Below are 14,611 nucleotides of genomic sequence, written 5' to 3' on the forward strand. Positions count from 1 at the left end.
TTCGAAAACGACTAGATATTCTTTATATAGACGAAAGTGTTATATGCCCCGATCGATGCCGTCGCCTGCCGGATGCCCAGACGGCAACGAGCCGGCGCAGGGCCGGCTCGTCGGGTTAGCGGGATGTGGCGCCACGAAGTGACGGGCAGCCGAGCTACTGGAAGCGCCCCAGCCCCACGGCCACCCGCAGCCGTTCCATCAGCGTATTGGCTTCGGCGCGGGCGCGCTCGGCGCCACGCTGCAGGACCTGTTCGATATGCCCGGGATCGTTCATCAGCGCCTCATAGCGCTCGCGCGGTCCACTCAGGTGCGCATCGAGGTACTCGAACACCTCGTTCTTGGCCTCGCCCCAGCCGATCCCTTCGGCATAGCGGCGACGCATGTCGGCGCTCTCCTCGGCCGTGGCGAAGGCGCTGTAGATCTGGAACAGGGTGCAGGTTTCCGGGTCCTTGGGTTCCCCGGGCTCCAGCGAGTTGGTCTTGATCTTGCGTACCAGCTTCTGGAGCTTCTTGGCCGAGACGAACAGCGGGATGGTGTTGTCGTAGCTCTTGGACATCTTGCGCCCGTCGAGCCCGCGCAGCACCTCGACCTTCTCGTCGACGATCGCCTCGGGCAGGGTGAAGTAGTCACCCTTGTAGATATGATTGAAGCGCCCCGCCATGTCGCGGGCCATCTCGATATGCTGGATCTGGTCACGCCCCACCGGCACCTTGTGGGCGTTGAACATCAGGATATCGGCGGCCATCAGCACCGGATAGCCGAACAGCCCCATGGTGACGCCCCGATCCGGGTCGGGGACACCGCCCTCTTCGTTCTCCGCGACCGCCGCCTTGTAGGCGTGGGAGCGGTTCATCAGCCCCTTGGCGCAGACGCAGGAGAGCAGCCAGGCGAGTTCCGGGATCTCGTGGATGTCGGACTGGCGATAGAAGATCGCGTTGTCGGTATCCAGCCCCAGCGCCAGCCAGGTGGCGGCGATCTCGAGCCGCGACTGCTGCACCCGCTGCGGGTCCTGCGCCTTGATCAGCGCATGCAGGTCGGCGAGGAAGTAGTAGGACTGCACATCGGGATTCTGGCTCTCGGCGATCGCCGGCTTGATCGCGCCGACATAGTTGCCCAGATGCGGCGTACCCGTGGTGGTGATGCCGGTAAGAACGCGTCGCTGGCTCATGAACTCTTCGATCGATGGGAGAGTGGACGGGAAATGGCGAATGGCGGCAGTTTACCTTGCCGCCCGTGCCTTAGCGAACCCACCCTGGTGCAGCCACCCTCGACATGGCGGGGACGCCGGGGCTCAACCGATATCGACGAGGGTCACGCCCACCAGCAGATAGATCGCCAGTGACACCAGCGCCACCGCCAGCGCGTAGGGAATCTGGGTGCGCACGTGGTCCATGTGGTCGCAGGCGGAGCCGGTCGAGGCAAGCACCGTGGTATCCGACAGCGGCGAGCAGTGATCGCCGAATACCCCGCCGCCTGCCACCGCGGCGATGGTGGCGTAGACCAGCGGCGTCAGCGTATCGCCGGTGAAGACAAAGGCCACCGGTACCGAGATCGGCATCATGATCGCGAAGGTGCCCCAGGAGGAGCCGGTGGCGAAGGCGATCAGCGCCGCCAGCAGGAAGGTGATCGCCGGCAGTAGCGTCGGCGAGAGCCAGTCGCGGCTGATCTCGACGATATAGTCGGCGGTGCCCATCTCCTTGGAGAGCTGATTGAGCGAGTAGGCCAGGGCCAGGATCAGAATCGCCGGCATCACCCCTTTCATGCCGGCGGTGGCGGTCTTCATGATGTCGTTGAGCGGGATGCCCTGCAGCCGCATGATCACCCCCAGCACCACCGCCGCGGCCAGGAAAGCTTCCATCGTCTTGGCCGAGCCCATGACCACGAAGGTGCTCACGGCGACGCCGATCACGATCAGCACCGGCAGCACGAAGTTGAGAAACAGGTGAGTGCGCACGCCCTCGAACGGCTGCAGGTCGGTCAGCTCCTCGCCGAGCAGCGGATCGGCGCCGTCACGAAACACCTTGCCCTCGTTCTGGGCACGCGCCTCGGCACGCTTCAGCGGGCCGAACAGCGGCACTACGCCCACGATCACCAGCCCCACCACCAGCACCGAGAGCCAGGCGTAGAGGTTGAACGGCACCGCGTAGACGAACGCCTGCATGGCCTCCCCGGCAGTGTCGATCGGGCCCATGCCGATCAAGAGCCCCGAGATGAATACCGCCCAGCCGGTGATCGGTACCAGTACACTGACCGGCGCCGAGGTGGAGTCGGCGATATAGGCCAGCTTCTCCCGCGAGACACGGTAGCGGTCGGTGAGTCCGCGCAGGGTGGAGCCGACGAACAGCGGGCTGAAGTAGTCGCTGAAGAACACGAACATGCCCATGAACCAGCCCACCAGCTGGACCCGCACCCGCGACAGCGCCCGCGCCTCGACCCAGGCGGTGAAGTTGCGGATCGCCCCGGTGCGCTGGAAGAAGGCGATGACGGTACCGATGAACAGCTCCAGCAGCAGGATCCACGAGAAGTCCGTGGTCCCCAGCGAGCGCTTCAACAGGGTGGGAAAGCCCAGCGGCCCCTGCCCCATGATCGACACCCCCACCACGCAGGCCACGGCCAGCGAGAACACGGTATTGCGGGTGGCGAAGGCCAGGACGATGGCGAGACAGGCGGGCAGCAGCGAGAGCAGCCCATAGTGCATTTGCGGATCCATGCTGACTCCTTGGGTGTTGTTGATGTTGTTATCGAACCGGGATCGTCGTCTTGCGCTTGCTGGCGCCATCACTCGTGGCGCCTAGGCCTCGTCGCGGCCGCGGTGCTGCTCCACGCGGCGGATCGCTTCGAACGCCAGGCGCCGAATCGGCGCCGGTGGCATCCAGCTGGCGCGGCCGAACAGCGCCGGGATGTCCTCCGCCGACCGCCCCAGCGCCAGCCGTGCCAGCGCCTCGCCCAGCACGCTACCCTTGACGATGCCGCCGCCGTTGCAGCCCGCCGAGACGTAGAGACCCGGGCCGATCTCGCCCCATAGCGGCGCACCGTTGTGGGTCAGCCCGGTGGTGCCGCCCCAGACCTGCTCGAAGCCGACATCGACCAGTTCCGGATAACGCGCCGCCAGGCTCGCGGCCAGCCCGGCGGCCACCTTGGCCGGGTCGCGCTCGCGCTCGTAGTCGTACTGGGCGCGGATCATCAAGCGCCGGTCGGCGGTGGTGCGCAGGGTGCAGCCGAGCCGGTGCGCCGGTAACAGCCCCCAGGGGGCGCCGGCCACCGCGGCGGCTCGCTCGGGGGCCAGCGGCGCAGTCAACGCGGCATAGGTATAGATAGCGGTGAGGCGTGACCGGTCGGCACCCAGGGCGCGGGCAAAAGCGTTGTTGGCCAGCATCACCTGGCGCGTGCGGATCTCGCCCTCGGGGGTGGTCACGCGCCAGCCATCGCCGTCCCGGGTCAGTGACAGCGCCGGGCTCTGCTCGTAGCAGGTGACCGCCGGCGGCAGCGCCGCCACCAGCCCGCGAATCAGCGCCGCCGGCTGCACCAGATAGCAGTCCGGCGAGTAGAGCCCCTCGGCGTAGTAGTCGGTGCCCAGGCGCTCGGCCAGGGCCGCGCGATCGAGACGGCGGTAATCGAGCCCCGCGGCGTGCAGAAACTCGGCGTAGCTGGCCAGCGCCACGCGCCCGGCGGCGCCCCGAGCGGCACGGAAGGTGCCGCTGCGGGTCAGCTGGCAGTCGATGGCGTGGGTATCGACCTGCGCCTTGAGTGACGCCATCGCCTCGCGGCTGAGGCGGTTGAGGGTCGCCATGCGCGACAGCGCCCCACTGCTGGCATCGTTGGCCAGCGCGATCTCCAGCATGAAGCCGGAGTTGCGCCCCGGGCTGCCGTCGCCGAGGGTCTCCGCCTCGAGCATCACCACCCGTCGGTCGGGCGCCAACGCCTGATAGGTACGCGCGGCGGCGACCCCGGTGTAGCCGGCACCGACGATCACCAGCTCGGCGCGCTCGTCGCCGCGCTGGCTCGGCCCGGGCGTGCGCGCCGGCAGCAACGCCTGCCAGCCACAGGGGCTGCGATGACTGGGGTGAGTGGCGAGGTGCGGCGCCAGGTGGGGGGCTAGCGTCATGTTCAGGACTCCGGCTGCAGCAGACCGTGGAGATCGGCCTTCAGGTCGGCGACCTCGCTGGCCATGGCGGTGATCAGCGTGGCGCGGTGCGCCTCGCTCAGACGCGACTTGAGCAGCGAGCAGCTGAAGGCGCCGAGACAGCGCTCGCCCGGGCCGAGCAGCGGCATCGCCAGACCGGTGAACTCGGGCAGGCTCGAACCCTCGACGCCACGTGCATGCCCATGGGCATGGCAGTAGTCGATCTCGCGGCGTACCGCAGCGACATCGATGGCGTAGTCGCGCATCAAGCACTCGCGATTGGCCTCCAGAATCCAGGCCCGCTCGCGTTCCTCCAGCGACGCCAGCAGTGCGATCGAGGCCTGGCCCACGCCCAGCGGCACACGTCCGCCGATGGACGCCACAAAGCCCCCCACCGGGTAGGCCCCGTTCTGGATCTCCAGGCAGACTGCATGCAGGCCATCGTGGGCGAAGAGATAGAAGCTGCCGCCCAGGCGCTGGGCCAGCGCCAGCAGCCGGGGCCGCGCCAGATCGCGCAGCTGGGCGCCATTGCCCGCCTCGGCCCCCAGTACCAGCAGCTCGTAGCCGAGCAGATAGCGGTGACGCAGCGGCGAGGGGCGCAGAAAGCCCTCCTCGCGCAGCCCCTTGAGCAGGCGGTAGATGGTCGGTCGGCTCAGCTCGGTGGCGTCGAGATAGTCATCGATACCCGCCCCTCGGGCGCCACAGGCGGCGGTCACGCGCAGCAGCGCCATCACGTGGCGCAGGGTCGAGGGCGTGTGTGAGGCGTCACGGCTGGCAGGCACGGTCATGGCTCGGCGGCGAATGTCGTTCGAGCATACCGAGACGCGCGGGCGAATTCGTCTCGCTATGCGAGACTCGACATCCGCGCTTGGCGGGTCTGGCGGGCTACTGGCTCAGCGTCTCCCGGCGCGGTCAGGGACAAGCCCCGCCGCACCTACGGCCTCCACGGCGCCGCCACGAATGACGGCGCAGAGGTCAGGATCACGCTCAGCGCAGGCAGCTGTCGGCAGCGACCGCGTCGATGCCGAACGCCTCGCCGACCGCGGCGTAGGTCAACTGGCCGGCGTGGACGTTGAGCCCGGCGAGGAAATGGGCGTCATCAGCCAGCGCCTGCTGCCAGCCCTTGTCGGCCAGGGCGATGACGAACGGCAGGGTGGCATTGGTCAACGCCTGGGTGGAGGTACGCGCCACCGCGCCCGGCATGTTGGCCACGCAGTAGTGGACGATGCCATCGACAATGTAGCTCGGCTCGGCATGGGTGGTGGGACGGCTGGTCTCGAAGCAGCCGCCCTGGTCGATCGCCACGTCGACCAGCACGCTGCCGGGCTTCATCTCGGCGAGCATGGCGCGGGTGATCAGCTTGGGCGCCGCCGCGCCGGGCACCAGCACCGCGCCGACGATCAGATCGGATTCACGAATCGCCTGCTCCAGGGTCTCGGCGGTGGAGTAGACGGTGCGGATGGCACCCTGGTAACGGTGATCGAGCACCTCGAGGCGCGCCAGCGACTTGTCGAGGATGGTCACCTCGGCGCCCAGCCCGAGCGCCATGCGCGCAGCGTTCTCGCCCACCACGCCGCCGCCGATCACGCTGACCTTGGCCGGCGCCACGCCGGGCACCCCCGGCAGCAGGATGCCAGCGCCGCCCTGAGCCTTCTCCAGGCTGTGCGCGCCGGCCTGAACCGCCATGCGCCCGGCGACCCGGCTCATCGGTGCCAGCAGCGGCAGCCCGCCCTGGGCGTCGGTGATGGTCTCGTAGGCGATGCAGGTGGCACCGCTGTCGAGCAGCCCGCGGGTAAGCGTCTCCTCCGCGGCCAGATGCAGATAGGTGAACAGGATCTGGCCCGGGCGCAGCCGCGCCACCTCCGCCGCCTGGGGCTCCTTGACCTTGAGGATCGCCTCGGCCTCGCGCCACAGCACCTCGACGTCATCGACGATCTCCGCCCCGGCCTCACGATAGGCGTCGTCGGGGTAGCCGGCACCACCACCGGCGCTCGCCTCGACCGACACCCGATGGCCACGGGCGAGAAGTTCACGCGCGCCGCCCGGGGTCAGGGCGACGCGATACTCATGGTTCTTGATTTCCTTGGGGACACCGATATGCATGGCGGATTCCTCGATCGTGATTTGTCGTTGGGGGGATCGAGCGGATTACAGCACAGCAGCCATATCGACGGGATACCTGATAAAAAAAGACGAAAAAATCGCGCAGCGACCCAATCTTGCCACGAAAATTCTCGTCAATAGACGCGAAACAGCAGAAAAGACTAACAAACTGCCGGAGAGATCACCGCACCGCCGTAGACCTCGACGAAGCGTGCCGGCATGCGTCGCGGCCGGCCGCTGGAGAGTTCGATGCAGGCGAAGCGAGTGTGCGCCCGCAGCAGCGTGGCGCCGGTGGTGTCATTGCGCAGCTGGAAGCGTCGCTCCAGCGTCAGGCGGCCATCGCAGGCGACGATCCAGGTGGCGATCTGCAAGCGATCGCCCTCGAACGCCGGGGCGAGATAGTCGAGCTCGTGACGATGCACGACCATGCCGCGGTCGAGCGCGCGGTAGTCCTCGAGCCCCAGCCCCAGCGCCCGCGAGTGGGCCCAGCTGGCACGCTCGACCCAGCGCAGATACTCGGCGTTGTTGACGTGGCCATAGTGGTCGATATGGCTCGCCTCGACCGCGATGTCGAGGGTGAAGGGGTGGGGTAGATCCCAGCTCATGCCGTCCTCCTGCAGTGGCTGTCAGGCCGGCGCCGAACCAGCGGGCGGGCGCGGGGCAGCGCACTGCCAGCAGGTGTCGAAGGCACCTGCGAGGCGCTCGCCGCAGCCGGGGCAGACCCAGTCGACGGGCACGTCCGCCGGCCCCTCCAGCGCCTCGTGCAACAGCACCCGGGCACGCTCGTATTCGGCCCGGGCCACCCATACCTGTGGCTCGCACTGGTCCATTGGCAACTCGCCGGCGGCGCCGGCCAGGGTCATGTTACGCAACTCGACGACGATACCCGCGCTGTCGATGACATTGCGAACATGACACACCAGCAAGACATTGGGATGACGAAAGAGGCAGACTAGCGCCGTCATCGCCCCCCCCTCTTAATTGCGGAAGACACGCACACCGAGCGCCTTGAGATAGGCAGTCTCGGGGATCGCCGGGTGGATCGGATGGTCGCCGGCCTGGCCGCCGCGATAGAGGATCTGACCATGGCGGTCCTGATGGCGCACAGCACCGCGCACGCACTCGACCAGACGCTCCTCGGCCAGATGCATCGAGCAAGACGCCGACAGCAGCAGGCCATCGCGACCGAGCAGGCGCATCGCCTCGCGATTCAGACGCGCGTAGGCGCGCTCACCGTTGGTGATGTCCTTGCGCTTCTTGATGAAGGCCGGCGGGTCGAGCACCACCACGTCGAAGCGCTCGCCCTCGGCGCGCAGCGCGGTCAGTGCCTCGAACACGTCGCCGTGGCCCACCGCCACCTGCTCGTGCAGGCCGTTGAGCGCCGCGTTCTCGGCCACCCGCTCGAGCGCCGCCTCGGAGGCGTCGATGCAGAGCACTTCGCTGGCACCGTGGGCCGCCGCCTGCACGCCCCAGCCACCGACATAGCTGAACAGATCGAGTACCCGCTTGCCGGCGACCAGGCCGTTGAGCCAGGCACGGTTGGCGCGGTGGTCATAGAACCAGCCGGTCTTCTGGCCATCCAGCACCGGCGCGACGAAGCGCACGCCGTTCTCCTCCAGCAGCACCTGCTCGGGGAGCTCGCCGTGCACCACCGCCACTTCCGACTCGAGCTGCTCGAGCCGGCGGCCGCTGGAGTCGTTCTTGAACACGATCGCCCGCGGCGACAGCACCTTGTCCAGCGCCGCGATCACCTCGTCGCGCACCCGCTCCATGCCCAGGGTATTGAGCTGCACCACCAGCACGTCGTCGAAACGGTCGACGATCAGCCCCGGCAGCAGGTCCCCCTCGCCGTGGACCAGACGGTAGAACGGCTTGGCGAAGAGCCGCTCACGCAGGCCGAGGGCCTGATTGAAACGGTGCACCAGCAGCGAGCGGTCCAGGCGCACATCGGCATCCCGCGAGACCACCCGGGCACAGATCAGCGAGTGTGGATTGACGTAGGCCACCCCCAGCGGCTTGCCGTTGGCGGCCTCGATCACCGCCTGGGCGCCGGGCTCGAGCTCCTTCAGCGGCGTGGCCTGGATATCGATCTCGTTGGAGTAGAGCCACAGATGGCCCGCCTTCAGGCGGCGGTCGGCGTTCTTCTTGAGGCGCAGGGTCTGGGGCACGGAGGACTCCATGGGCAGATTGGGAGGATCGGGGCGCATTCTAACAGTATCGGAGCCAGGCGCTCAGCGCTGACAGAGCGGACAGTAGACGCTGGCGCGCTGCCCCAGGGTCACCTGGCGCAGCAGGTGGCCACACTCGCGGCACGGCTCATTGGCGCGGCCGTAGACGTTGAGGCGCTGGGCGAAGTAACCGGGCTCGCCTGTGCCGCTGACGAAATCGCGCAAGGTCGTGCCACCCTGGGTGATCGCCGCTGCCAGCACCGTCTTGATCGCCTCGGCCAGACGTGCGTAGCGCTCGCGCGAGACGCGTCCGGCGGCGCGGCGCGGATCGATCCCGGCCATGAACAGCGCCTCGCTGGCGTAGATGTTACCTACCCCCACCACCACGGCGTTGTCCATGATGAACGGCTTGATCGCCGCCCGGCGCCCCCGCGACAGGGTGTAGAGACGCTCGCCGTCGAAATCGGGCGACAGCGGCTCCGGCCCCAGTCGCGCGAGCCTCGGGTCGACGCCGGCCTCCGTCGCCAGCCAGTCGACGAAGCCGAAACGGCGCGGATCGTGGTAGCGCAGGATGGCGCCACCCTCGACCACCACGTCGACATGGTCGTGCTTTCTGGGCAGATCGCCCACCTGGGCCAGGCGCAGGCTGCCGGACATGCCCAGATGCCACAGCAGCGAACGGCTGCCCACCGGCAGCAGCAGGTACTTGGCGCGGCGCGTGAGCTCGCCGAAGCGCGCGCCGATCAGCGCCGACTCCAGATCCGCCGGCACCGGCACGCGCAGGCTGCGGCTACGCACGATCACCTCGACGATCTCGCGGCCCTCGACGTGGGGCGCGATACCGCGGCGGGTGGTCTCGACTTCGGGGAGTTCCGGCATGGCAGATCCTCGGGAATCACGATCGATGACGACGAACGCGGGCACGGCCGACTGCGCTCACCCGCGGCAGGCCCCAGGGCCAGGCGCGCTCAGGTGCCGCCGGCGCGACAGGTACAGACGCGCCCGGGACGGATGCGCCGGGCCTAAACGCGAAGACCCGGCCGAGGCCGGGTCTTCGTGCTACGCAAAAGCCGGATCACTTGATCTTGGCTTCCTTGTAGATGACGTGCTTGCGAACGACCGGATCGTACTTCTTGAATTCAAGCTTGTCCGGGGTGTTACGCTTGTTCTTGGCGGTGGTGTAGAAGTGACCGGTACCGGCACTGGACACCAACTTGATCTTGTCACGCATCTCTCAGACTCCTTAAATGCTGGCGCCGCGCTTGCGGATGTCGCTGAGCACCGCTTCGATGCCTTTCTTGTCGATGATGCGCATGCCCTTGGAGGAGATGCGCAGCTTGACGAACCGCTTCTCGGACTCGACCCAGAAACGATGGGTGTGCAGGTTCGGCACGAAACGACGACGCGTCTTGCGCTGTGAGTGCGAGACGTTATTACCAGTCACCGGACGCTTACCGGTAACCTGACAAACTTGGGACATGGAAGCCTCCGACCACTGGCGGGTTATGCAGATTTAGCTCGGGCAAACCACGAAAAATGGCTGGCGTCCGCCTTCTGCCCTGTTTCAAAGGGCGTACTTTATACCAGACCCCCTACCCTGCCGCAAGCGCACGGGCGCTTTTTAACGCCAAGCGCAGCGCCCGGCATCGCCTCCGCCGCGCTCACAGCCAGCCACGTTCGACGAACGAAATCACCTCGCCGTCGCCCACCACGAAGTGGTCGAGCACGCGGATATCGAAAAGCCCCAGCGCCTCGCTCAGGCGCTCGGTGACACGGCGATCCGACTGGCTCGGTTCAGCCAGGCCGGATGGGTGATTATGGGCGAAGATCAGCGCGCCCGCGTTGTGGGCCAGCGCCCGGCGCACCACCTCCCGCGGATAGATCGAAGCACCATCCAGCGTCCCTTCGGCGAGAATCTCGAAGCGAATCACCCGGTGCTGGTTGTCCAGGAACAGCGCCGCGAACGCCTCGTGGGGAAGATGACGCAGCTGGGCGCTGAGAAAGCGGCGCACCAGGGTCGGCGAGGTGAGCGCGGCGTCGCGCTCGAGCAGACTGCCGAGATGGCGCCGCGAGAGTTCCAGCGTTGCCTGCAACTGAACGTACTTGGCCTCGCCCAGCCCATGCTCGGCGCAGAAGCGCTGGCGATCCGCCTCCAGCAGCGGCCGCAGACCGCCGAAGCTGGCGAGCAGGTCCCGCGCCAGGTCCACCGCCGAGCGCCCCTTGACCCCGACGCGCAGGAAGATCGCCAACAGCTCGGCATCGGAGAGCGCCGAGGCACCCAGCGTCAGCAGCTTCTCGCGCGGGCGCTCGCCCGCTGGCCAGTCGTTGATGCCCATATCCGCCTCTCCTCTTCTCTGACCGGTCTCCTCTTTACCCAGTCCCTCTCACCTGCGCTTCTCTGCCTGCACGTCTCTGCCGGGCCCCTGCGCTACCCGACCTGCACCGCGGGCGGCGCGACCGCCAGGGCGTTGGCGCCACGCGGACTCCCCTCGCCCTGAAAAGAGATCGGCCACCACGGCAAAAACTGTGGGCCGCGACGTGGCGTACAAGGACGTGGCTTACAAGAGAGTGGCGGCCTCACGCAATCGATGTGGGGCCACCAAAGTCGAATCGCCAAGCCTCACAGGCAACTACCATACTAGATAGACAAGGAAGACAAAGACGCCACCAGGGCGCCTGTCCACGCCATTCAGCCCCGCTCCAGACGAGGATCGCCGTGAGCCAATCGCTCTACAGCCTATGGGACGCCAGCGCGACCGGCCCCGTGCGCCAGCGCCTCTACGACACCCTGCGCCAGGCGATCATCCGGCTGGCGCTGGCCCCCGGCCAGGCGCTCTCGGAGAAGGAGATCGCCGACACCTTCGCGGTCAGCCGCCAGCCGGTGCGCGAGGCGTTCATTCGTCTTTCCGAGGCGGGGCTGGTCGAGGTGCGCCCCCAGCGCGGCACCTTCGTGGTCAAGATTTCGCCCAGAGCGGTCTACAGCGCGCGCTTCGTGCGCGAGGCGATCGAGGTCGCGGTGGCCAAGTCGGCAGCGGAGTCGGGGCTCTCCCGGCGCGGTCTCGACGAGCTCTACGAACTGGTCGAGCGCCAGCGGCGCACCCTGGGCAGCGACGACTACGAGCGTTTCTACCTGCTCGACGAAGCCTTCCACCAGACGCTGTCGCGGGAAGCCGGCCACGCCTCGGCGTGGCGTTTCACCGAAGAGGTCAAGGCGCACTTCGACCGCGTGCGCTACATCAGCGTGCCCGACGGTACGCCGCTGGAGACCCTGGTCGCCCAGCACGAGCGCATCGTCGGTGCCATCGCCGAACGCGACCCGGCCGCCGCCGAGCGCGCGGTCCAGGCGCACCTGCGCGAGCTGCTGACCTCGCTGCCGCGTCTGATCGAACGCCACCCCGATCTGTTCGCCGAGTGCTGAACAGACCGCCACCGCCGCCGGAGAGCGCATGAAAATCATCGACGCCCGCGTCATCGTCACCTGCCCGGGACGCAACTTCGTCACCCTGAAGCTCGTCACCGAATCCGGCATCCATGGCATCGGCGACGCCACCTTGAACGGCCGCGAGATGGCCGTGGTCGCCTATCTGCAAGAGCATGTGGTGCCGGCACTGATCGGCCGCGACGCCAGCCGCATCGAGGATACCTGGCAGTACCTCTATCGCGGCGCCTACTGGCGTCGCGGCCCGGTCACCATGAGTGCGATCAGCGCGGTGGACATGGCGCTGTGGGACATCAAGGGCAAGGCGGCCAATCTGCCGCTCTACCAGCTCCTGGGCGGCAAGAGCCGCGAGCGGGTGATGACCTACGCCCACTGCACCGGCAAGGAGATCGACAGCTGCCTCGAGGAGGTCGCCCGTCACGTCGAACTGGGCTACAAGGCCGTGCGCGTCCAGGCCGGCGTACCCGGGATCGACACGATCTATGGCGTGGCCAAGCGCGAAGGCGAGCGCTACGAGCCGGCGGACGCCGAACTGCCCGCCGAGCACGTCTGGAGCACGGAGAAGTATCTCAACCACGTGCCCAAGCTGTTCGCCGCCGTACGCGAGCACTTCGGCCACGAGCTGCATCTGCTCCACGACGTCCACCACCGGCTGACGCCGATCGAAGCGGCACGGCTGGGCAAGGCGGTAGAGCCCTATCATCTCTTCTGGCTGGAGGATTGCGTGCCCGCCGAGAACCAGGAGAGCCTGCGCCTGATCCGCGAGCACACCACCACGCCGCTGGCCATCGGCGAGGTGTTCAACTCGATCCACGACTGCCGCGAGATGATCCAGAACCAGTGGATCGACTATATCCGCACCCCGCTGACCCACGGCGGCGGCATCACCCACGTGCGCCGGATCGCCGATTTCGCCTCGCTCTATCACGTGCGTACCGGCTTCCACGGGCCGACGGACCTGTCGCCGGTGTGCCTCGGCGCAGCGGTTCACTTCGACACCTGGGTGCCCAACTTCGGCATTCAGGAGCACATGCCCCACGACCCGCTGACCGATAGCGTCTTCCCCCACGACTACCGCTTCGAGGCGGGGCACTTCGTGGTCGGCGAGGCACCGGGCCACGGTGTCGACATCGACGAAGACGCCGCTGCCCGCCACCCCTACAAACCCGCCAGCCTGCCGGTCAACCGGCTCGAGGACGGCACCCTGTGGCACTGGTGATGTGACACGCAGCGCCACCGCCGGCGCGTGGCGAATCGCCCCGGCGCAGGCCGCGCCATTTTTCAGGAGAGTTCGATGCCAGCCTTTCACATCAGCGCCCCGCACGCCTTCAGGGTCGCCGAGCAGCCCGCCGGACGCCTCGGCCGGCTCGGTTTCCACCTGATACCAATCGATCTGCTCGCCAACCCTCCAGAACGGGCACACCAGGTGCGGGGGCGAATCGCGCCCTGACGCCCTGCCAGGCGGGTCGCGGCGTCACTCGCTCCGGCCCGTCGTCCCCGCGGCACAACAGTGACAACGCCGCGTCACCTCACCCAAGGAGTTTCACGCCATGTTCTCCACCCCGACCCTCAAGCAGCTACTCGCCGGCGTCGCGCTCGGCGCCACTCTGGTCGCCAGCCAGGCCACCTTCGCCGCCGACTACACGCTCAAGTTCGGCCACCTGGCCAACGCGCAGAACATCTGGAACAAGGCCGCCCTCAAGTTCAAGGAACTGGTGGAAACCCACTCCGATGGCCGGATCGAGGTCCAGGTCTTTCCCAACGAGCAGCTCGGCAACGAGATGGATGTGATCAACAGCATCCAGCTCGGCACCGCCGACATGACCATCACCGGCGAGAGCCTGCAGAACTGGGCGCCCAAGGCGGCGATGATGGCGGTGCCTTACCTGTTCAAGGATGCCGACCAGCTGCGCCGTGCCGTGGAGGGCGATGTCGGCAAGCAGATCGAAGCGCAGATCACCGAGCGCACCGGCCTGGTGCCGCTGGCCTGGTTCGAGCGCGGCCCGCGCGAGCTGACCTCCAACCGCCCGATCAAGAGCCCCGACGATCTCGACGGCCTGCGCCTTCGCGTACCCAACGTGCCGCTGTTCGTCGATACCTGGAAGGCACTCGGCGCACGGCCGACGCCGATGGCGTTCAGCGAAGTGTTCACCGCACTGCAGCAGAACACCATCGAGGCCCAGGAGAACCCGCTCAGCCTGATCGAGAGCGCCAGCTTCAACGAGGTGCAGAAGTACGTCGACATGACCGACCACGTGCGCAGCTGGATCTACGTGGTGATCGGCAAGCAGAAGCTCGAATCGATGCCCGCTGACCTGCAACAGGTGGTGCGCGATGCCGCCAGCCAGATGCAGACCTATGAAGAGACGCTGTTCGCCGCCGACCAGAAGCGGCTCGAACAGGCGCTCAAGGACAAGGGCATGACCTTCGTCGAGGTGGACCAGGCGGCCTTCGCCAAGAAGGCCAAGCCGGCGGTGCTCGACGCCCTGAACGACGAGCAGCGCGCGCTCTATAAAGAGATCCAGGCGCTCTGAATTAGGCACTGTCTGAAAAGGACTGCGCTCGCCCATGCGGCGTTAAAAATCGGCTCACTGAACAACGTTCAGAACGTCCGAAGGACGGCCCGGAGGGCGAGCGGAGCGAGTCACATGCTCATTTACAACCCGTAAACTCCGCGTTTTCGCCGATTTTTGCCTTGCCTGGCCTTCGCTCGTCGACTTTTCAGACGGCACCTAGGCGTTCTGAACCAGACGTCGCCCGCCGGTGACGCCTCGCCGC

Annotated in this window: 16 protein-coding genes; 4 read left to right on the forward strand and 12 right to left on the reverse strand. The window is 67.3% G+C overall.

The window, feature by feature from the left end:
- Positions 1–154 precede the first annotated feature (154 nt).
- The 12 genes from DOM66_RS01300 to radC form a co-directional block, all read right to left on the reverse strand.
- Entirely contained in the window at positions 155–1,168 is a 1,014-nt protein-coding gene (locus DOM66_RS01300; RefSeq protein ID WP_110689028.1) for a tryptophan--tRNA ligase, read from the reverse strand.
- A 123-nt stretch (positions 1,169–1,291) separates the two neighbouring features.
- Entirely contained in the window at positions 1,292–2,710 is a 1,419-nt protein-coding gene (locus tag DOM66_RS01305; protein ID WP_110689029.1) for a Na+/H+ antiporter NhaC family protein, read from the reverse strand.
- Positions 2,711–2,791: 81 nt separating this feature from the next.
- Entirely contained in the window at positions 2,792–4,105 is a 1,314-nt protein-coding gene (locus tag DOM66_RS01310) for an NAD(P)/FAD-dependent oxidoreductase (protein WP_110689030.1), read from the reverse strand.
- Between the two features lie 2 nt (positions 4,106–4,107).
- On the reverse strand, positions 4,108–4,911 hold the full coding sequence (locus DOM66_RS01315; protein WP_110675196.1) for an IclR family transcriptional regulator: 804 nt from the start codon (positions 4,909–4,911) through the stop codon (positions 4,108–4,110).
- Positions 4,912–5,110: 199 nt separating this feature from the next.
- A complete protein-coding gene (ald, locus tag DOM66_RS01320; protein WP_110675197.1) occupies positions 5,111–6,226 on the reverse strand; it encodes an alanine dehydrogenase in 1,116 nt (371 codons plus the stop codon).
- 161 nt (positions 6,227–6,387) lie between these two features.
- A complete protein-coding gene (locus DOM66_RS01325; protein WP_110675198.1) occupies positions 6,388–6,831 on the reverse strand; it encodes an acyl-CoA thioesterase in 444 nt (147 codons plus the stop codon).
- Between the two features lie 21 nt (positions 6,832–6,852).
- Positions 6,853–7,191: a putative signal transducing protein gene (locus DOM66_RS01330; protein WP_110689031.1), complete on the reverse strand. Its 339-nt coding sequence runs from the start codon at positions 7,189–7,191 to the stop codon at positions 6,853–6,855.
- Between the two features lie 12 nt (positions 7,192–7,203).
- Positions 7,204–8,394, reverse strand: coding sequence for a class I SAM-dependent rRNA methyltransferase (locus DOM66_RS01335; protein WP_110689032.1), 1,191 nt, complete (start codon positions 8,392–8,394; stop codon positions 7,204–7,206).
- A gap of 63 nt (positions 8,395–8,457) precedes the next feature.
- Positions 8,458–9,273, reverse strand: coding sequence for a bifunctional DNA-formamidopyrimidine glycosylase/DNA-(apurinic or apyrimidinic site) lyase (gene mutM, locus DOM66_RS01340; RefSeq protein WP_110689033.1), 816 nt, complete (start codon positions 9,271–9,273; stop codon positions 8,458–8,460).
- Between the two features lie 196 nt (positions 9,274–9,469).
- The gene (gene rpmG / locus DOM66_RS01345) at positions 9,470–9,625 is read right to left on the reverse strand and encodes a 50S ribosomal protein L33 (protein ID WP_035472447.1); all 156 of its coding nucleotides are present in this window, start codon (positions 9,623–9,625) and stop codon (positions 9,470–9,472) included.
- A gap of 12 nt (positions 9,626–9,637) precedes the next feature.
- The gene (gene rpmB / locus DOM66_RS01350) at positions 9,638–9,874 is read right to left on the reverse strand and encodes a 50S ribosomal protein L28 (protein ID WP_106419421.1); all 237 of its coding nucleotides are present in this window, start codon (positions 9,872–9,874) and stop codon (positions 9,638–9,640) included.
- Between the two features lie 181 nt (positions 9,875–10,055).
- On the reverse strand, positions 10,056–10,730 hold the full coding sequence (gene radC / locus DOM66_RS01355; protein ID WP_110689034.1) for a RadC family protein: 675 nt from the start codon (positions 10,728–10,730) through the stop codon (positions 10,056–10,058).
- Between the two features lie 380 nt (positions 10,731–11,110).
- Here radC and DOM66_RS01360 point away from each other — a divergent pair, with 380 nt between their 5' ends.
- From DOM66_RS01360 to DOM66_RS01370, 4 genes are all read left to right on the forward strand, one after another.
- A complete protein-coding gene (locus DOM66_RS01360; protein ID WP_110689035.1) occupies positions 11,111–11,812 on the forward strand; it encodes a GntR family transcriptional regulator in 702 nt (233 codons plus the stop codon).
- 28 nt (positions 11,813–11,840) lie between these two features.
- Entirely contained in the window at positions 11,841–13,052 is a 1,212-nt protein-coding gene (manD, locus tag DOM66_RS01365) for a D-mannonate dehydratase ManD (protein WP_110675203.1), read from the forward strand.
- 75 nt (positions 13,053–13,127) lie between these two features.
- On the forward strand, positions 13,128–13,283 hold the full coding sequence (locus DOM66_RS19415) for a hypothetical protein (protein WP_157958815.1): 156 nt from the start codon (positions 13,128–13,130) through the stop codon (positions 13,281–13,283).
- Positions 13,284–13,383: 100 nt separating this feature from the next.
- Entirely contained in the window at positions 13,384–14,367 is a 984-nt protein-coding gene (locus tag DOM66_RS01370; protein WP_110675204.1) for a TRAP transporter substrate-binding protein, read from the forward strand.
- Positions 14,368–14,611 lie beyond the last annotated feature (244 nt).

Origin of the sequence: Salinicola endophyticus (assembly GCF_003206575.1) — a bacterium.
Taxonomy (GTDB): domain Bacteria; phylum Pseudomonadota; class Gammaproteobacteria; order Pseudomonadales; family Halomonadaceae; genus Salinicola; species Salinicola endophyticus.